The organism is Lactococcus protaetiae (assembly GCF_006965445.1).
GTDB lineage: Bacteria > Bacillota > Bacilli > Lactobacillales > Streptococcaceae > Lactococcus > Lactococcus protaetiae.
Genome location: NZ_CP041356.1, coordinates 1,882,630 through 1,902,532 on the forward strand (window position 1 = coordinate 1,882,630; position 19,903 = coordinate 1,902,532).

The 19,903-nt window shown below is 36.3% G+C and carries 15 protein-coding genes, 2 pseudogenes and 1 riboswitch; of the genes and pseudogenes, 1 reads left to right on the plus strand and 16 read right to left on the minus strand.

All coding sequences use genetic code 11. The annotated features are described in order from the left end of the window. Position 1: 1 nt before the first annotated feature. From folE to FLP15_RS09025, 5 genes and pseudogenes are all read right to left on the minus strand, one after another. Positions 2 to 1,051, minus strand: a complete 1,050-nt coding sequence (gene folE / locus FLP15_RS09000) for a GTP cyclohydrolase I FolE (protein ID WP_142766843.1) — start codon at positions 1,049 to 1,051, stop codon at positions 2 to 4. Between the two features lie 19 nt (positions 1,052 to 1,070). Then, the gene (gene folB, locus FLP15_RS09005; RefSeq protein WP_142766844.1) at positions 1,071 to 1,421 is read right to left on the minus strand and encodes a dihydroneopterin aldolase; all 351 of its coding nucleotides are present in this window, start codon (positions 1,419 to 1,421) and stop codon (positions 1,071 to 1,073) included. Positions 1,422 to 1,539: 118 nt separating this feature from the next. Further along, the gene (gene yihA / locus FLP15_RS09010) at positions 1,540 to 2,127 is read right to left on the minus strand and encodes a ribosome biogenesis GTP-binding protein YihA/YsxC (RefSeq protein WP_142766845.1); all 588 of its coding nucleotides are present in this window, start codon (positions 2,125 to 2,127) and stop codon (positions 1,540 to 1,542) included. Continuing rightward, a pseudogene (gene clpX / locus FLP15_RS09015) lies at positions 2,127 to 3,358 on the minus strand (ATP-dependent Clp protease ATP-binding subunit ClpX). The gene yihA and the pseudogene clpX overlap by 1 nt, the downstream one beginning before the upstream one ends. Positions 3,359 to 3,750: 392 nt before the next feature. Next, the gene (locus tag FLP15_RS09025) at positions 3,751 to 4,251 is read right to left on the minus strand and encodes a dihydrofolate reductase (RefSeq protein ID WP_142766846.1); all 501 of its coding nucleotides are present in this window, start codon (positions 4,249 to 4,251) and stop codon (positions 3,751 to 3,753) included. A 359-nt stretch (positions 4,252 to 4,610) separates the two neighbouring features. On the opposite strand from FLP15_RS09025, the gene FLP15_RS09030 reads away from it, so the two are divergent. Beyond that, on the plus strand, positions 4,611 to 5,120 hold the full coding sequence (locus tag FLP15_RS09030; protein WP_142767485.1) for a tRNA (cytidine(34)-2'-O)-methyltransferase: 510 nt from the start codon (positions 4,611 to 4,613) through the stop codon (positions 5,118 to 5,120). Between the two features lie 51 nt (positions 5,121 to 5,171). Here the strand turns inward: FLP15_RS09030 and FLP15_RS09035 are convergent, their stop codons facing one another. The 11 genes and pseudogenes from FLP15_RS09035 to FLP15_RS09085 form a co-directional block, all read right to left on the minus strand. After that, positions 5,172 to 6,482 carry a nucleobase:cation symporter-2 family protein gene (locus tag FLP15_RS09035; protein ID WP_142766847.1) on the minus strand — a complete coding sequence of 437 codons (1,311 nt, stop codon included), beginning with the start codon at positions 6,480 to 6,482 and terminating at the stop codon, positions 5,172 to 5,174. A gap of 71 nt (positions 6,483 to 6,553) precedes the next feature. After that, entirely contained in the window at positions 6,554 to 7,150 is a 597-nt protein-coding gene (locus FLP15_RS09040) for a xanthine phosphoribosyltransferase (RefSeq protein WP_142766848.1), read from the minus strand. A 261-nt stretch (positions 7,151 to 7,411) separates the two neighbouring features. Then, positions 7,412 to 7,509, minus strand: a riboswitch (purine riboswitch). A 489-nt stretch (positions 7,510 to 7,998) separates the two neighbouring features. Next, a pseudogene (locus FLP15_RS13865) lies at positions 7,999 to 8,864 on the minus strand (Rgg/GadR/MutR family transcriptional regulator). A 311-nt stretch (positions 8,865 to 9,175) separates the two neighbouring features. Next, a complete protein-coding gene (locus tag FLP15_RS09055) occupies positions 9,176 to 9,697 on the minus strand; it encodes a helix-turn-helix domain-containing protein (RefSeq protein WP_190288282.1) in 522 nt (173 codons plus the stop codon). A 51-nt stretch (positions 9,698 to 9,748) separates the two neighbouring features. Then, entirely contained in the window at positions 9,749 to 10,738 is a 990-nt protein-coding gene (locus FLP15_RS09060; RefSeq protein ID WP_142766851.1) for a hypothetical protein, read from the minus strand. A 44-nt stretch (positions 10,739 to 10,782) separates the two neighbouring features. Further along, entirely contained in the window at positions 10,783 to 11,421 is a 639-nt protein-coding gene (locus FLP15_RS09065) for a hypothetical protein (RefSeq protein WP_142766852.1), read from the minus strand. Positions 11,422 to 11,426: 5 nt separating this feature from the next. Then, on the minus strand, positions 11,427 to 12,002 hold the full coding sequence (locus FLP15_RS13180) for an Alp7A family actin-like protein (protein WP_223804600.1): 576 nt from the start codon (positions 12,000 to 12,002) through the stop codon (positions 11,427 to 11,429). Positions 12,003 to 12,034: 32 nt separating this feature from the next. Then, positions 12,035 to 12,646, minus strand: a complete 612-nt coding sequence (locus FLP15_RS13185; RefSeq protein ID WP_223804601.1) for a ParM/StbA family protein — start codon at positions 12,644 to 12,646, stop codon at positions 12,035 to 12,037. Positions 12,647 to 12,711: 65 nt separating this feature from the next. After that, entirely contained in the window at positions 12,712 to 13,527 is an 816-nt protein-coding gene (locus FLP15_RS09075; RefSeq protein WP_142766853.1) for a coiled-coil domain-containing protein, read from the minus strand. A gap of 80 nt (positions 13,528 to 13,607) precedes the next feature. After that, positions 13,608 to 14,789, minus strand: coding sequence for a WxLIP family cell surface protein (locus tag FLP15_RS09080; RefSeq protein ID WP_142766854.1), 1,182 nt, complete (start codon positions 14,787 to 14,789; stop codon positions 13,608 to 13,610). 138 nt (positions 14,790 to 14,927) lie between these two features. Further along, complete coding sequence (locus FLP15_RS09085; RefSeq protein WP_142766855.1) at positions 14,928 to 19,883, minus strand: beta strand repeat-containing protein; 4,956 nt, start codon at positions 19,881 to 19,883, stop codon at positions 14,928 to 14,930. Positions 19,884 to 19,903: the final 20 nt, after the last annotated feature.

Sequence of the window (19,903 nt, forward strand, 5' to 3'; positions counted from 1 at the left end):
TTTAAGATAAACTTTCTAAGAATTCCATTCTTTTTTCGACACTCTCATTAAACTCTCCAAGAAAATAAGAGGTTCTAGTAATAGCGTTCTCTTTTTTAACACCACGCATTTCGACACACATATGTTGCGCCTCAACTACTACTGCTACACCTTTAGGAGCCAAAATTTTCTCAAGGATTTCTGCAATGTCACGTGTTATATTTTCTTGGACAGATAATTTTCGCGAAACATAATTAACTAGTCTAGGAATTTTTGAAAGTCCAATAATGTTTCCATCTTTAGGAATATAAGCAACGTGTGCTTTTCCAAAAAACGGGAGCATATGATGTTCACACATCGAATAAAAAGAAATATCTTTGACCGTTACTATCGAGTCTACTTTACTAGGGTCAATCTTAAAAAGCTTATATTCATCAAATTCGTTCAAACGTTGAGATGAAAGAATCTCTTTATACATCTTCGCCACACGTTTTGGTGTTTCAACCAGTCCTTCCCGTTCTGGATTCTCGCCAACTGCAAAAAGAATTTCACGGATAGCTCGCTCAATTCGAGTTTGTGGAGATTGTTCCTCATCAACCACTTTTACTTCCTGCTCAGTCTTATTGAGAAGATTTATTGCATTTTTGATTTTTTCATTATACTTAAAACTTTTATCCGTCAATTCTGACAATGGGATGAGGGCAAAAAGACGGTTGAAAACTTCTAGATGTGGAATAGTGAGCTGTGGCTCATCGATTTGCTGTTCCCCATAAAATAAGATATCTATATCTATCGTTCGAGGCCCCCAATGTACTTTACGCTCACGATCTAATTTCTCTTCAATTTCATGGATAAAATCTAACAAATCATTAGGAGAAAGCAACGTTGAAATTTTTGCCACAAGATTGATGAAAGAATTCTGTTCCACTCCTCCAACAGGAGAGGTTTCATAAAATTTTGAATGATGTTCAAGCAAAACTTGTGGATGCTCACCCAACAAGCTTAATGCCTCATGTAAATAGTATTGACGGTCACCAATATTGCTTCCTAAACTTAAATAAACAGTTTGCATAAAACCTCCATATTATTTTCTAACCTCTCATCTCAATTTCAACTGAATCAAAAATCCCCTCAATGGGAACAGCCAATTTTCTAAGATGAACTTCAACCGCAGTAATTTTTGATGTTGTCGCTTTGATACTTTTGATAATATCAAATGCTAAACTTTCAATCAAGTCAGCTTTAGATTGACTAATAATATTCTTAATAAGTTCATAAAAATCAACATAAGATAAAGTTTCAGCCAGCTCATCCTTACCTGAAAAATCAAAATTAGTTTCTACAATAATGTCTATCTCAAGATTTTGACCCAAAATTTTTTCTTCAGAGAGAACCCCGATATGAGCTCTAAATTTCATATTATTTATTTTAATTTTATACATTCTAACCCCATATCTTTCATTTTTGAAAAATTTTAACATAAACTGCACAAGTTAAAAATTCGTTATGATATTAATTTAATTGCCAGAAAATGCTATGAATCTCTTCATAGCATTTTTTTCAGAGATATTTTAAAATAGCTTGCCAAGCTTCCTCAAACCCTGTTTTATCGGCTGATGAAAAAATAACGAAGTCATCTGTACTATCAAACTTGATTGATTTTTTTATGACAGATTCATGCTTATTCCATTTTCCACGAGGGATTTTATCGGCTTTTGTCGCAACCAGTATAACGGGAATATGATAATATTTCAAAAATTCGTACATCATAATATCATCTTCAGACGGTTCATGTCGAATATCAACAAGACTCACTACCGCACGAAGATTTTCACGAGTTGTCAAATATTCTTCAATCATTTTGCCCCATTTTTCACGCTCTTTTTTAGATACTCTAGCATAGCCATATCCTGGAACATCGACAAAATGAACTTGGTCGTCAATATTGTAAAAATTTAAAAGCTGTGTTTTACCTGGTTGTCCAGAAGTCCTGGCAAAATTTTTACGGTTAAGTAAAGTATTGATAAAACTTGATTTTCCCACATTGGAACGACCTGCAAGAGCTATTTCAGGCCAATCATTTTCTGGATATTGCTTTTTCGAAGCAGCAGAGATTGTTAGTTTTAGGTTATTTGTATTAATCGCCATTATTCACCAGTTTCTCTTATCATTTTAGGTTCTTGTGTTCCTTCAACGACTGCTTGATTGATGACTACCTTTTTAATATCCTCATGGCTTGGAACTTCAAACATAACATCCATCATTACTTCTTCAATAATAGAACGTAAACCACGTGCTCCGGTTTTACGTTCTATCGCTTTTTGAGCAATCGCACGAAGCGCATCTTCTTCAAATTTTAACTTGACATCATCAAAGGACAACAATCGTTTGTATTGTTTAATCAAAGCGTTCTTTGGCTCAGTTAAAATACGAATTAAATCATCTTCTGTCAAACGCTCCAGAGCTGCAACAATAGGAAGACGTCCAATAAATTCTGGAATTAGTCCAAATTTTTGGATATCCTCTGCTATAATTTCCTGCATATAAGAATCTCCTTCGTCGAGTTTCTTATTATTTGCCCCAAAACCAATAATTTTTTCACCTAGTCTTTGTTTAACGATTTCTTCAATACCATCAAAAGCTCCACCTACGATGAAGAGAATATTTTTAGTATCAATTTGAATCATTTCTTGGTTAGGGTGCTTGCGTCCACCTTGTGGGGGACACTTGCGACAGTCCCTTCAATGATTTTCAAAAGAGCCTGTTGTACCCCTTCCCCTGATACATCGCGCGTTATGGAAACATTTTCTGATTTTTTGGCAATTTTATCGATTTCATCAATGTAAATAATTCCTCGTTGAGCGCGTTCAATATTGAAATCGCTAGCTTGGAGAAGTTTTAATAGAATATTTTCTACATCTTCTCCAACATAGCCTGCTTCAGTTAGGCTTGTTGCATCTGCGATAGCAAAAGGTACGTTGAGTGATTTTGCTAATGTTTGGGCAAGAAAGGTTTTACCTGAACCTGTAGGGCCAATAAGAAGAATATTTGACTTTTGGAGTTCAATGTCATCATTCTCTTTACTGCCTGCAAAGTTAATTCGTTTGTAATGATTATATACGGCTACAGCAAGCGCACGTTTTGCTCGTTCTTGTCCGATGACGTATGCGTTCAATTGTTCCAACATTTGCTGCGGTGTTTTAACTTCAAGCATTTCAGAGGCAAGTTCTTCACGTGTTTCTTCTTCCAGAATACGTGTTGATAACTCAATACATTCATTGCAGATATAAACATCTGAGCCTGCAATCATCTTTTTTACATCATCTTGGTTTTTCCCACAAAATGAACAATAAATATTTGGAGTTTGTGTATTTGACATGGTGTTATTCGTTTCTATAGCTGTTTGTTATACTTTCCAGTAAAGTAAAATAATATTAGTATGGAATTCCTATTTCTTAAAATAGAGTCCCAAAAAAAGCATGGATAGAATTCACTAAATTAGTGAAAGCATTAAGGAGAAAGAGTGTTCCTAACCCCAGCGCTTTTTTCTAAAACATTGGATGGAAATGACGACACAGATCCAACAGAGGATAGCTGTGAAGAGTCCAAAGATTGATTTTGTCATATTTGAGCTCACTTTTTTATACTATGGCCAATTTATCGCAAGAAGTGATGATATATTGGCGCTATTATGAAACTTTGTGATGCATCTGATATTTTTCCCAAAGTCGCATAACATTGTTTTAAGAGTAAATTTTAGATTAATTGCTCTTAATTTACTTTTTCATATTTTTTGATTATAAAGTCATAGGGATTTTTGGCATCTTTCTCATACATTTTCTTTGATATTTCAGTAAATTTGCTAAAATCAAAACTGTTCGGAAAGTAAGCATCACCCTCAAATACACCTTGGACAATTGTACGATAGAGCTGTTCAAGGTCTAATTCAAAGAGTTTTAAAATTTCCGCTCCGCCAGTAATAAATAAAGATTTATTTTGTGCTTTATACCACTTGAGAACTTCTTCTTTACTGTGCATGATGATTACATTTGGATTTTCTGATACATAGCTTTTGTCGCGAGTAAGAACGATACTAATCCGACCTGGTAAAACACGCTTTTTCATACCATCAAAGGTTTTACGCCCCATCAGGATAACCTGTCCCATCGTAGTCGCTTTAAAATGTTGCTGCTCTGCGGGTAAATGCCAAGGCATTTTTTCTTCTTTTCCAATGAGACCGTGTTCGTCTTCTGCCCATATTCCAATAATCATAGCATACCCTTTCTCTAAAAATTCGCTCCTATCATTATAGCAAAAATTTGCTATTTTCGCTGAATATAATGCTAAGTGTATAAAATTATAATATTAGTTTTTATTTTAATTCACTAGTATTTTTTGCTGACGAATAGATACCTTTTTTGTTAAAAATATGTGTTTTTTCTTTACAAATTAAAAGATAAATGTTATCATAATAGACATATTAATTTGTTTCAATCTTGCCTGTTATGATTAAAGCAAATTAGTCCCCCAACTAGACCTCTTGCTGAGATTGACTCCGAGGGGCCTAGTTTTTTTATTTTTGTAATAAAAATTTCTGTCAGTACTGACAAACTATGAGAAAGCGTAACTTTATGAATCATATTGCTCTTTTTGAACCTCGTATTCATTTTAACACAGGTAATATTGCAAGAACTTGTGCAGCCACAAATACAGTGCTTCATTTGATTGAACCATTTGGATTTGAAATTTCAGACAAGCATTTAAAACGAGCTGGTTTAGATTACTGGGACAAGGTAAATATTGTTTACCATGAAAGTTTGGAAGCGTTTATGTCTTCTATTACTGACGGAAGTCAACTGTATCTTGTCAGTAAATTTGCAGAACACGTTTATTCCGATGTTGATTATTCTGATGATAATCTTGACCATTATTTTCTATTTGGTCGTGAGGACACAGGATTACCAGAAGCATTTATGCATGAACATCGTGATGAATGTATCCGAATTCCAATGAATGATGAACATGTCCGTTCTTTGAACTTATCAAATTGTGCCTGCATGATTGTCTATGAAGCGCTAAGACAGCAGGCTTTCCGTGGTTTGGAACTCGTCCACACGTATGAAAAAGATAAGTTAAAATAACTATCAGTAAAGCAAATAAATAAAAAAATTCTGTCAGTACTGACAGAATTTTTATTTTGCAAGTTTAACTTCTTTCTGTATTTTTGAAGAAGACGTTTCTGATTTTTTATGATTAAAAACAAGATTTAAGATAATCGCTGAAGCAGTACTCATTACAATCCCATTTGATACGAACGGTTGGATAAAATTCGGAAGAGTGGAAAATAAATTAGTTGAGTTGAAGCCTACACCCATTGCCACTGATACCGCTGCAATAAGAAGATTTTGGTTCCCATCAAAATTGACCTTGCCAAGCATTCGCACACCTTGAGTAGCAACCATACCAAACATCACAAGCATTGCGCCACCTAATACTGGATTAGGAATTAATTGGGCAATTGCTGCAAACTTTGGAATTAAGCCAAGAATTACTAAAAACGTTGCTGTAAAGTAAAGAGGTTTACGAGTTTTTATTCCTGATAATTGAACTAAGCCAACATTTTGGGAAAATCCAGTATAAGGAAAAGTATTGAAAATACCTCCCAAAAATACTGCGAATCCTTCGGCACGATATCCGTTACGAAGACGTTTTTCATCAAGATTTTCCCCTGTAATATCTGCTAATGCAAGATATACACCAGTTGATTCAACAAGTGAGACAACAGCAATAATCATCATCATTAAACAATCTCCCAAATAAAATTTAGGAGCCGCAAAAAAGAAAGGTTGGGGTAGATGGGCCCAAGGTGCTTGAGCAACAGCGTTGACATCAACTAATCCCATTGCTGAAGCAAGTAATGTACCAGCCACTAACCCAATTAAAATCGCAATAGAACGAATGAAACCTGTCGAAAAAATATTAATAAGTAAGATAACAATAATAGTAAAAACAGCAAGAATCAAGCTTTGCATTGTTGGCTTTGCCACATTATTTCCCATATTTCCAATAGCGACAGGAATCAGGCTCAAGCCAATTGTTGTGATGACCGACCCAGTAACAATTGGTGGAAATAATTTCCGAATCTTTGAAAATATGCCAGAAATCAAAATAACAAAAATTCCAGAAACCATCAGTGATCCAAACATAGCACCAGGACCATGATTATGCCCAATAATAATCAACGGAGCAACCGACTGAAAAGCAACGCCTAAAACAACTGGCAACCCTACACCAAATTGTTTACGAAGCTGAAGTTGCAGGAAAGTGGCCAGACCACACATGAAAATATCTGTAGAAATAAGATAAGTAAGTTGAGCTGCAGAATAATGCAAAGCTCCTGCAATCATGATAGGAACCAAAATAGAACCTGAATACATTGCCAAAAGATGTTGAAGCCCTAATACTGCGGCTTTAGAATTGTTTTGTTCATTTTTTTGAAACATTTGTTTGATTATCCCTTTGTGGTTTCGATCATACCTGATTTTACAACAGTAAAACTAGATTATTATCCATGCTATTCGTCGAATGATGAGTCATCTGCTTTAGCAAAAACTACTTCATCATTTTCGAATTTCTCAATACGAGCAAGACTAACTAACTTCAGCCCCTTATCAAGAAGCTGTTTACGTCCGTCTTGAAAAGATTTTTCGATGACCATTCCTAATCCAACAACTTCTGAATTAGCTTGCTCCATGAGTTTTATCAAGCCTAAGGCCGCTTGCCCATTAGCTAAAAAATCGTCAATAATAAGAACTTTCTCATTTTCTTCAATAAATTTTTTAGAAATCTGTACTGTTGAAGTCATTTTTTTAGTAAATGAATAAACTTCTGTAGTTAAAAGCTCATCATTCATCGTGACATTTTTGGCTTTCTTAGCAAAAACCATTGGTACATCAAGTTCTTCTGCTACATAGATTGCTGGAGCGATTCCGCTAGCTTCAATTGTTACAACTTTTGTTACTCCTGAATTGGCAAATACATCTGCAAACCTTTTTCCGATTGCTTTCATTAACTTGTAATCAACTTGATGGGTCAAAAAGCGATCAACTTTAAGAATATCATTCCCCAATACATGACCGTCTAAATGAATGCGGTCTTCTAATAATTTCATTATCTCCCCCTTGTACTTAGCCACTTCTAAATGAATATATCATCAAATCCAGTGGACTGCGACTATATTATTTTACATTTATACCTCATACAACCTACATCAGCTGAGAATTTTTATTTCTAAAACCATCTGTTTCATACAAACTTTATCAGAGTTAAAATTGACTCGGAACATTGAAAATAAGATAAATTTTCAAAAAATAAAAAACACCCTATCAGCTAATAGAGCGTTTCAAACATGCAAAAAAGAATCAAATTTAATTAAAAAATTGAGTTCTCTTATTGTCTCGCATTTACGGTACGAGGTAGAAACGCCCAGCCATATTCTAGGTATAAATAAGATTATATTTTTGAGTTGTTTAAACTCAATATGAGTTATATTCTAACATAAAAACGATAAAGAATCTATCAAAAATAAAATGATTTTTGATTCTTCATGTAAGTAAGCGTAACAAATGTTTTTTCATTACTGATGTGCCTTGCCATTGTTGAGCTATTTCTCAATTGCATAGCACCCCTCTTCTAAGATTTTGTGATTTCATATAATCCAGTAACAAAAATGTATCATAGCATATAAGGTACTTTGAAAACTTCCATATCTTTAATGACAACCCTCTCCACATTGTCTGATATCTGTTTAGCAATTAATTATTCAAGATATAAAACTATTTCCATTTTTTAACTTTTAATAGTTCATCTGTTAGTTTTTGTTGGAAAAAATTTAAATTTTTTCCAACAAAAAGAAATTGATTATAAATATATCTACCAAAGCAAACAGGAACAATCATTCCTCCTTCTCTTGTCAACACTCAAGTAACCTTTTTTAATACCTCCTTTTTACTTAATTCTCTAATTCTCTAATTTTCTAATTTTTCGAAGATATCTAATGAAAAAATTTCGATAATGAACAGCATCAATATCTTCCAGTATTTTAATGACTTGCTTCATGATTTTATTTCCTAGAATTTCATTACCATACTCATAAAACCAATACCCTTCTGCAAATCTTATCAAAATTGCACACGTAAAATCATCTTCTGGAATTAGTACCCTACTTTGCTCAATTATACTTTGAGAGTTGTTCTTCATGTTTACTTCTATATATCTTAAACTTGTTCGAAATACAACTCGTACAATCAATAATCTGAATTCTGCATTAGTCCATATGTACTGATACTCTTCATCATGTATCAACTTTTTTATCAATTTAAACAGCAATTCAAGGGTAATTGTTCTACTGAGTTAAGTAATATGTTTAGTTCATATAAACTCCATACAATCACTCTTTCTAAATAACTTCCAATTTCCTCTAGTTCATCGTCTTTCAAGGGTGAAAAATGGGCTTTTGCAGAAAGTGCAATAGCATAATTTTCTATCCCAAAATTTCCTTCTTTGGGATTATAATATTGGATGTGTTCTTCATATATCTCTTTCAATTTTTTTGTATTTCCATTCCAATATGCCGTGTCAATGGCTCTAAACTTTGTTTCGACATAATCTGGAACTTTATTATTAAGAAACACTAAAAAAGTTTGAAGAGACATATTCATTTCTTGGAGTGCCAAAATTAATTTGTCGAAAGATAACATTGATTTACCATTTTCAAATCGTGAGAGCATTCCTTTTGAAATACCAACTGATTCAAAATATGACAGAGCAAACCTATGTTGTTGACGTATAGTTTTAAATACCTCTCCATACTTTTTATAAATCATACACTCCTCTTCTCATGATACATACTGTCAAGTCTAATTTTTTAATTATTATCTGACTCTCTATCTCTTTTGATTCAAACCCTTTTACAATATAATCACAAAATTTAAAATTAACAATTGTCAAAAATGAGTTTTATTTAATACAAATCTTATATTTATTTTAAAATAAAATCTTCAGTATTCAAAAAGATTTAAATATCTGACATAAATAAAGAATAGAAAAAAATAATTTCACAACATATTTATAGGAGTTTTACCCCACGTTTCCATGCTAAACTTTCATCATGTTTCACTTCCCCATGGTCTCCCGCCTAACCTCTTAACAACCAATCTAAAGTCACCTCTCCTAAATCCGCAATCTGGATAAGGTGTTCCAACGAAGGGACAAATTGATTCCCCTCTATCTCTCTAATAAATCGAGGAGAAACAACGGGCGATAAGGCCACTCCAAACGCAACCTCCGAGAGATTAAGGCGAGTTCTTATCCCCTTAATCTTCCCGCCCAGTTCATTCAAAAGCTCAGGATGTGCACAACTTAAAGAAGGATAGGATTGACTCAACGTTTCCAAAGGTAAGGTCGAGCCAGTCCCTCTCGGTTTAGCCGTTCTGACCTCCTCCTTATCCTGAATGGAACCGTTCAAAGCTTCCTCTATCTTCCTTAACAACATAATATCTGGTTTCTTTCTCAAGAATAAAATATCCGATAATAATGCTGCTGGATAACCTATCTCCTCTGAAAGCTTCAAGATAGGAATTCTATAACGACGCATCTCTGCTTTAAAATTCTTTATTCGTTCATTAACTTCTGTTTGTTCCATTATAGTTCCACTCATAACTATCCTTTCTAACGCCCTCTCCTGATCAACACAGCCTTCTCAACTTTTCTACTTCACTGAGTCGGACAACATTTCCTCATAAACGCTTTGAGCAATTTCTTTTGCTTGCTCAAGTCGAGCCAGTGCTTCAAACTGATTTTTCTCCGCAAAGTCCAGAGCGTACTCACTCTTCTTCTTTTCTTCTGACCAACGTTCGATTTTTTCAGCGATAATGACGTAATTTTCTCTATATTCCCTTAGTGCTGCCCTCTTTTGAACCTCCATTTGTTCAAGTTGTTTTATTCTCACCTGCCACTTTTTCATTCCTTCACTAAGATTAGTAGTTTCAGCTTTCAGGTAGACCAGTTCTTTTTGGAGTCCTGGTTGACTATTACTACATTTTTCTTGAAGAAGCGCTTTTTTCTGTAATAGCTTCACATTATGATCTTTTAAGTGTCCATTTTCCTCTTTTAGCTGACCAAGAAGCACTTTTTGATGGCCAAGCTCCTTCTTTGCTTGATTTAAAGCCAAATGCAAGGAAGAGGTCATTTTTTGATAGCCTTCCAGTGTCGCCCTTGCTTCAACCTTTAGCTGACTTCCGCTCCGTCCACTAAAAATAAGTAGACCTAAAAAGACAAAGAGGACAATAACAAAATCAAAAACAAAAATAAAATCTCCAACATGAAGCATCGCGAAAAAATTGTGTTGTCCCTCACTTACGCTACCCGCAGTCGCAATCTTTCTCGGAAAAAAGATAAAATGTGTCTGAAGCCGATAATACATTAACCCCATAAAGAGCAAGCTACTTCCAATCAGGCTAATACCCGTAGAAATACAGTAGTAAAGCCATTGTTTACGGATAAATGAAGCAAATCCCATCAATATTGCAGTAAATAATGCAGGAGTTAAAATTGTTAGCACAAAGCCTTGTAACACATAGTCCAAGTAAAAAATACTTTTTATTTCCAGATAGATATAAATGACTTTCAAAAAGAGAGCAACAATCAATAGCCAGTAAAATAAGCCTCTAGATTTTAGAACATTCTTATTTTTCCTCAATACCTCACTCCTCATCTATTTATTCTTTTACTCCCTTCGCATGCTTAGGGCGTTCTTCTCGCTGCTTTCATTCTTTTTGCATGACGAAACAAATCCGCAAGCTGTGCTTTCTCTTCCAGCGCTGACTCTGTAAGACGATCATATTCTTTCTCAATTTGAGTTTTTTCTCTTATGAGTTGCTCTAAAACCTGCTCTTGTTTTTTTCTGTCCTGTTTTAATTTTTGGATTTCTCGCTCAAGCGCAGATACCACTGTCGTTTTTACGCTTGTTTCTTCTTTTACCTTTTTGAAATTATCGACTAACACTGCTTTTTCTTCTGACAGTCGTTTAAGCTCAAGCTCCGTTTCTTGCTTATTTTTAGCAAAATTTTGAGTATTTACAGCGATTTTCGACTCTAATCCTTTATTCGTTGCCTTTAAAAGAGCATTTTCCTTCTCAATTTTATCCAACACCCTAGTATTAGCGATTACTGCCTCTGTTGAAAGCAGATATTCTTTTTCAAGTTGCGCCAATCCCTCCCGCAAAGAAGTATAATCCCCGTTCTTCCTAGCAAGTTGTTGAGCAAAAACTTTATTAAAGTTTAAAGTAACCTTTTTTACTTCCATTAATAAGCTTTCTCGCTCAGTTTCCATTCTTGCAGGCATAGAATTATCCTTTGATTCCTCAACTAATTTATCATCCATAGCAACTAAATCTCTTGTTCAATTTCTTCTCTTAAGCGATTTAACTTTGTTTGCACTTGTTTTAATTGCTCAGAATAGACTGGGTGAGGAGTTTCTTCAGCAGTAGACACGCTAGAAATTGTTCTCACTTCTTCCATTTTCTCTGGTTCTCGAACCTCTCTTGAGCCATTCCAAATGAGAAAAGCATATTTATAAAATCCTCGAACATTCGCTAACTCGGAAGCTTCAATAAAAATTAAACGATTAAAGTATTCCTGACCAATTTCATCCAGTAGAGCCGTTTTATCTACAATATTTGCCCCACCCCCAGTCATGATAATGAAGTCAATGTCTTCAATATCAGGGAAATTTTCTGTTACCAAAGGGGCTACAGTAAATCGGGTATAATCCTCTATTGATTTTTTTACAATAAAGGAGATATCTTTTGAATCGGAGACATTACGATTTGGGCGATAAATATAAGTTCCACTAGAGCTTCCCTCACGAAGGAGTTGCTCAATCGTAAACAGCTTCGTTGAATTAATTTTTCCAGCAATTATTTTAATTAATGTCTGAATCCCCTCAAAGCGTTCAGCCCCCATTGGTGCTGGGTTCAGGCGATTTGATGTATTAATCAGTATAGTGCCGCCCCGATATCTAAAACACCCATACGTCCGTTGACATATTCATCTACAGGATGCATTCCTTCATCATAAGCCAATTCAAACGCAGTTCCCATGTATTGAGGAATAACCAAGATAGAGTCCTCAGAAGGAATTTCAATGATTAACTCTTCCCCATCCACCCGAATATAGTGTCGTCCAATCATCAACTCTTTCAAAATTTGAATTGTTCTACTCTCTTCATGCAGATCTGTAATCGGTACGCCCAATACCAGCTGGACAACAAGTGGCTTAGTACGGGCTTCTTTGTAATCTAAAGCTAGACGTCCCAAAGCAAATTCTAAAATACGCTGTGTTTTTTTCTGTTCAATCCGACCCGAACGAGCATAAGTATCAATCATTTTTTCAGAGAGATGATAAGCCTCTAACTCTGTTCCCCAAACAAATCGATTTTCTCCTGTTTTATCTATAGAATAAACTTGATTTCCTTTTAGTTTCCAGCCTCCCAGTACACCTCGGGTTACATTTTCTGCTGTCAAATAAGAGGCAGGATAGACATATTCCCCTCGGTCACTTTTCATCTTAATTCGTTTATTTCCTAAATCAATAGCAAAAATATTCATCCTTTTTCTCCTTTAGTTCTGAGTCCTTTTCAAAGACTCAAAACTCCTTTACCTGATACAAATTTTTATAAATGACTGACACTTCTCAAGAGAAGATCAATGGTTTGAGCTGCTTCATTGATTTGAGCCGAATAATACTCTATCCGCTCTTTAAGTTGGCTAAGTTTCACTCTAGATTGGGCTTCCTGAGTAGCCGCTTCCTCTTCTGCTTTACTAATCATCTGTAAGGCTTCTGCCTTTGCTTCTTCTAGTAGCTTATCCGCTTCATTTTGAGTTGTAAGTGTGATTTTTTCCCATTCTTCAAGCTGCTTGTTTCTCTGTAATTCCTGCTTATTTTTTTCTTGAGCTATTAATTCACGTTCACTTTCTAGCAAAGCCGTCTTGTAAGCAAAGTGTTCTTGGAGTTCTAATAAAACGTCCGAAACTTCTGATTTAATCTCTAGTTTTTCTCTTGTTAACCGCCTAATCTCAGAGTCTTTTTCTGCAATTTTCTCATCAAAAGTCTTAGAAAGATTGACTTGCTCATCTTTTTCTGCAAGAACCTTTGTTTCAAGGGTTTCTATTTGCTTCTTTTTACCTGTTAATTCATGCTCTAGAGAGGCAACTTGCTGTTTATATTTTAGAAGCTGCTCATTTAAAACTTTTTCAGACTGCGTGTTCTTTTGAGACTGCATTGATTTATTATCTTGCAATTTCACTTGCTTCAATGTTTCATATTGGACCTTAATATCTTCTTTTTCTTGTTCAACTCTTTTTATTTTTTGTTTTAAGGATGTTACCTGTTGAGCAATTTCAGAAATTTGTTGAGTAGTAACTGATGTCCCTCCCTCTGAAGCTTTAGATCCTATCTTTCTTTGAAAAAAACCTTTTTTCTCCACCATTCTCTCCTCTGATATCCATCGTTTTAACCCTAGTAAACTCAAGACTGTGTTCCACAGTCTTGGTTTTTCAAGTTAGTTCATCACTCATCTTTTTCAGAAGCTTCTTTGCTTTCTTCATTCAATTGTGCTTTAATCGCTTCAAGTTGAGCTTGGAGTTCTTCTTTTTCGGAGGGGTGTTCTTCATCGTCTTCATCATCTTTACGGCGTTTCCATAAGAGGAAGAATAGGAAAAGTAGTGCCAAAAGAATCAGGAGAATTCCCAGCCAAATCAACCAGTTTTTATACCAAGGTTCTGGTTTAACCGTGACATCCTTAGCATTTAATTTTCTTGCCGTTTCTCCAGAAATTGTAAAGTCTCGCGTAAATTGCCAGCGATAATCAAATTTCTGCGCTTTACCCGCCGCATCTTTATATGAATATTTTCCATTCGCATCTTTTTGACCATAGACCGTCATGGTTAAACGATACTTCCCTGCCTCAAGACGCTTTCCTTCGCCAATCGCAATAGGATAATCAAAATTAGTATTAGGAGCCATCTGCATCATTTCTTTATTTGCAGTATAGGACAAACTCGTATTACTCAATCCCTTAATCGTTGCTTGCGCATACATTTGATTAAGGTATCCTGCATTTGGATTTTGTAGATTAGCATTAATGACATTTCTATAGTTCACTTGGCCTGGAGCCACAGCGTTCATTTTTAAATCTGGTGCAACCCCTGTTTTATCTTGTTGCATCAAAAGTGCAACGACATACGCATATTTATTTTGAATACTCAAACCTTTAGATTTGGAGTCTGTTGTGCCAGAATCTTTTTCTTTAAACGTAATCCCACCTGCGATAACCCCTTTAAAAGTTTCATCAGGCATCTTAACATTAATTTTTACCTGTTGTGATGATTTTGGAGTAAGGGTAATTTCTTTGGGCATCGTCGCATAGTCTGCAAGATTGTACTTTAAAGTGCGATCTGGCTTAATCTTATTTGGAGAATATTCGATGACGCCATTAATATTCGTTGTGGCACTTGCGATTGCTTCTTCAACAATTACCGTTTTCTCTGTTGAGTTTTTGAGTGTAACGGTCAAAGTCTGAGATTGACCAGGGGTCATTTCTAAATTGAAATACCCACTTTGACCGATTTGATTTTCTGGGAGAACGGGGTTCACCGAGAAGTTAAACTCGTTGGCATAAGCCACTTTACTAATTGCTCCAAGAGTAAAGATTGTCGCAATTAATAACAAAATTTTTCTATAATTTTTCATTATTCCCTCTTTCTAAAAATGTAGCGATACATTCTATTAGTCAATCGTTGTCTTACTATAAATATAAAATAAGTCCGTTGTTCTAAATGGAAATTGCTTTCCATTTAGAACAAAAATACAAATTAACCAATCCTTCTATTAATTGGTGGGTACATCATTGAGAGACCAAGTCAATTGTCCTTCGTAAGTTCCTTTTTCTTGACTCTGTACAGGGATATTCAGTTGAATACCTTGTCCAGTGCCTGAATTCCAATTTTGATTCAAATTGAATGTACCGGTTGTTGGTGCTGTATTTGCGTAAATTTGCATAGCAGCACTTGTAATTTGTTGGCTTCCTGTTCCATTCTTGAAGATAAGATATGGAGCAAGATTATTTCCATTTGTGACCCCTTGCAAATCTTGGGTTTGTGCAACAGTAACGTCCCAAGGTTTAAGCCCTGTTCCTGTGCGAGTATCTGTGACGGTCACATCACTTGAAGGACTTTGTGCCCAAGCAACCAAAGGTTTTGGACTAACATTTAATGTTCCAAAGTCATACATCGTAGGAGTGGTTAAACTAATTGATCCAAAGCTTAAATTAATAGTGATCTCTTTTGATACACCATTGTAAGTATAAGTTACAGGATGGATATTTCCATTTTCATCAATGATTGGATTATCAGCCGTAATGGTTTGTAAAGTACCGACTAAACCTACCGGAGTAGAAATTGTCGGATCTTCTATTGTGCCATCTGCTTTGAAGCCCAAAGCATAAGTCCAATTTCCATCTAAATCGGCTTGATTTTTAAGCGCATTAGCCTCATCCCCTGTCATACTTGTATCATAAGCATTCACAGCAGTCTGATGGTCTGATGAAATAACCGCAGCTTGTGGAACAACAACAATATTACTTTTAGCCGTACTACTGCCCAGTGTCCAAGTCATTGGAACTTCTGCATAAGACTGACCTTGAGCATTTGTCCCTGAGGAAGTAGGGTCTTGAATCGTCGTACCTGCATTGTTAATTGTCGATAAAGTCCCATCACTCACAGTAATATCGGACATTACTCCTACCCCTTTCAAACCAACAATTTGTTGGAGTTGAGTCTGAGTTAATGAGGAGGCATTTGTTCCTGAACTGGTATTAGGTAGGATATAATTTCCTGCACTCAACGAAGTTGTATTATCTGTGACCACATTTTGAATAATATAACTCCCAAAAGTGGTTTGGTCATTCGAGCCGTTTTGTTGGTTCCCTGTGAAGTAATCTCCCGTAGCAAAATTACGTGTGGCTCCTGTGGTCCCCGCACTGACATCGAAATTAGGATTTGTTTGGGGGTAGTTGTTCAAAACTCGTCCATCAAATCCAGATGCTGTTCTAGATTTGATGTAGTATGGCGATTGACTTGTGAACGTAAAAGGATTACTTGTACTATCACTATATCCCATGACATACATTACTTTCATAGAGCTAGCATTTGTATCAGCTGCAACTGAAGCCCATGCTTGCATTGCCTGTCCAGCGACGGGTGTACCTGTTGTAATATTTGATTTCAGATGATGTTGCCAGTAACCAGAGCCAGCATCTCCTGTCATATTATATACACGAATTTGTCCAGGAATCACATAGCCAATCCATGTGGGATTGCTAGGTGATGAGAGTGAATTCATTGTATAATCTCCTAGAAAAGCGTAATTCCTTGTTATATCAACACCTGAGAAGTTATCTGGTGTAATATTCGCCGCACCAGATTTTGTGGAAGTATCTCCACCATTGAAAGTTAACACAGGAAATCCTGATTGTTGTCCCCAATAAGCTCCACCGTAACTATTGCTAATGTTTGTAGGAGGAGTGCCTGTAGGATCCCAGAATAAATTCCCATTATTAGTTGACATATCCAAATCTGAAAGGTTAATTAATCCCGATGTTTGAACATAAGGCGTAGATAATGTGGCATTTGGATAAACGATTAATTTACTACCAGATACAACAGATGATGTGGAAGTAATTCCAAGCGTGGAATTGCTATCCATTTGAATCGTTCCGTGCTTCGAGTATGTCGCTGCATGATTCGCAGCTGTAGCTCCACCCCCATTTTTAAAGGAACCTGCCACATTAACTGTAGCTTGTGAGGTCAGTTCTGCACTATTGAAATTAATCAACGAACCATTAATTGTGATTGGATTGTGAGAAGTATTATTTCCCAGTGTGACTATTGATTTATTGGTATTAGCCGATGCAATCGCATCTGTCAAATTATCACTACTTCCACCTGAAGAGACCGTTCCTGAGATAGTTGTCCCATCTCCGACTTCAATATTGGTATTATAGAGCTGACCAGATGAGGGCATAGCAACGTAATTTGTTGCATAGAGGGAATCTACTGTGTTTCCGTCTGCATTAATATTCATATTGATTGTTCCAATATTAGTATATGTGCTACTTGAACCATTAGATTGACCATCACCATAAATGACAGCTCCATTCAAAACATTACCAGAAGAAGAATTTGCAGAGATATTAACAGTGATACTATTATTTACTCCCGAACCGACATGGGTTGCTGTATTATTATATCCAGCGCCTCCTGATAGATAGGTTCCTGAAGGTAATTTAAAAGTTGAACCAGTTGCTCCTGTTAAATCCAAATTAAGTGTTGTACTACCTAGAATAGATGAGCTTCCATTAAAGAATGGCCCACCACATAGTTGCTTAGTTCCTGTACGCGGACTGCCTGAGAAGTCACCACCGTAAACATTTACAGTAGAGTCACCTGCAATTGTTTCTGTTCCAGCTTGCCCGTAGTTACCACCAGCTATAGCGTTGATTGACCCATTATAAACATTAACCGTTGCATTATTAGTATTGTACAAATCGCCCCATGAACCACCTGATAGAAACCAGTTTACTTGTCCCATATTAACTTGAGCTGTAGTAGATCCCCATCTAGTTGTTCCTGTGTAGCCCCCTCCTTCAAGGGTATCAACAATACCACCATTCAAAATGTTATAGGAATTACCGACTTGGCTACCGTTAGATTGTCCACCGTAAGTCCAACGTGAAATATCATTATTATGAATTAAATAACAATCTCCATTTTGTAAAAATGCTTGACGATAGGTCCAAACGGTACCACCTCCACCCCAAAGGTCCCAACCTGAATTATAGGCAGAGTTGATGTCGGTCTTACCATAGGCTACTGTTCCCTGAGAAGCAAGGGTTGTTTCTGCTGTGCCCCCCATCGCTGTACAATATACAACTCCTGCTCCTCCAACGGAGTTGTCAGGATTAGATGTTCCTGCTTCAAGAACAGATTGACCTTGAAGATATCCATTAGAACTTGCACCATAAGAATATCCCGTCCAGTCATTGTTACCTCCACCAGAAGTGGTAGACATAACCCCTGATTGTTCCCATGTATAGATATTTCCATAAATGGCATTACTTGTTATTTTCTGAGCATTAGCAATAACTGTACTTGTAGGAATTTGTGCATAGGCCTTTGCATCAGTGACTGTAACAGCACTATCTAAGCCTGTTTGACTCCCCAATCCCCATTGCGCTGGAGAAATTTTTAATGAGTCATGTCCATTCCCGCCAACAACACCATACACAGCTCCTGCTGTACCTGTAGAAAAGGCTGATTTTATGTAATTTGTAATATTGGCATAAATAAGCCCCTGTGCTGCACTTGTCGTACTGGTAGCTGCACCATACGTATTTGCAGTTCCAGAATTAGCACCTGTAAAAAGCGCCTGTCCAGTAGTAAATAGTGATGTATCATAGCTATTAGATATGACATTCCCCGCACCTAATGTTCCGATATTACCTTGAAAAGAGCCACCGTTATAATCAGAAAAAGGAGAGGTACCATTAATATTACTTGAAGTGCTTGTCCAGCCTCCAACACCAGTTAGTGTATTATAAATAGAGCCCAAGATATTACCGTAGCAAGCACCTCCTTGATAGAGTTGATAGCGTGCGTTAGCGCTTGTCGATTTAACATAGGTTGTAACAGTCCCATTTACTTTTACTGGAGAAGCAGATGTACCAATGCCTCCTCCGTAAATATTTGTTACTTGAGCAGCAATTGCACCATTTATATCCAGGTTAGTATTTCCATTAATGGTACTACCTGCCGCACTCCCCCCTGTTACATTATTGAGGGTTGACGATGCCTGAGCAATCGTAACATGAGTATCTCCGGAAATTGTTCCACCAGATGAATTACCTCCATAGATGTTCCAGCCTGCAGTATTTCCTGTTGCTCCAATATAAATGTTAGTATCACCAGAAATATTTGTACTATCTGTACCTCCATAAATATTCGGAGCACCTGTAATCCAAGAGCCATTAGTTGTCGCAAAAGCATTCCCTTGAGCATAAATATTATCACCGCTAGCAGCGACAGTCACATTACGGAATATCGTAGGTACTCCAAAATAAACATTGGTCGGTAGTGTTACAGTGTAATTTGTACCCGGTGCTTGAGAAGTGTTTGAATTCGTCAAAGAATCTGCTGAGTTAGATACCCATGTTAAGCTTTTAGCATGACCAACAAGTGTACTAAACGTCATACTGGTTGCACTTGGTGCAGAAACAGGAGTCTTGACTACTGAGTTATTTAAAGTTGTATTACTACCAAAATAAAGTACAAAATCTGAAGTACTCGCATTAGAGGCGCTATACATCATATATAATGCTTGTTGAACACCTGCATCCGTTGCGGGAAAACTACCGAGAAGCGTACCATTCTGAACAGCAGTAACCTGATTTGCTGGTAAAGTTAATCCACCTATACTTTGCTGCCATCCAAAACTATTGGGAGCAATTGCATCACTAACTGTGTTTTGAGGAAGGGGTGTACGACTAGGTTGTGAAACCGATTTACCATTAAAAGTACTACTAGTGGGAACAACGCTTTTAAGCATGGTACTCATACTAGTATTTGACGTTGTCGCTCCTACTTCTTGAGGTGATAACATCTTCCCAAGAGATGTTGGCGTAACACGTCCGCTACTAAAAGCTTGAGGAATTGCCCCCAAGTTCATAGATGGGACCAATGCCAGCAACATTGCAAAAGTCACAAGTTTAAATTTGTTTTTTCTTTGCATGAAATCTCCCTTACTTGTTT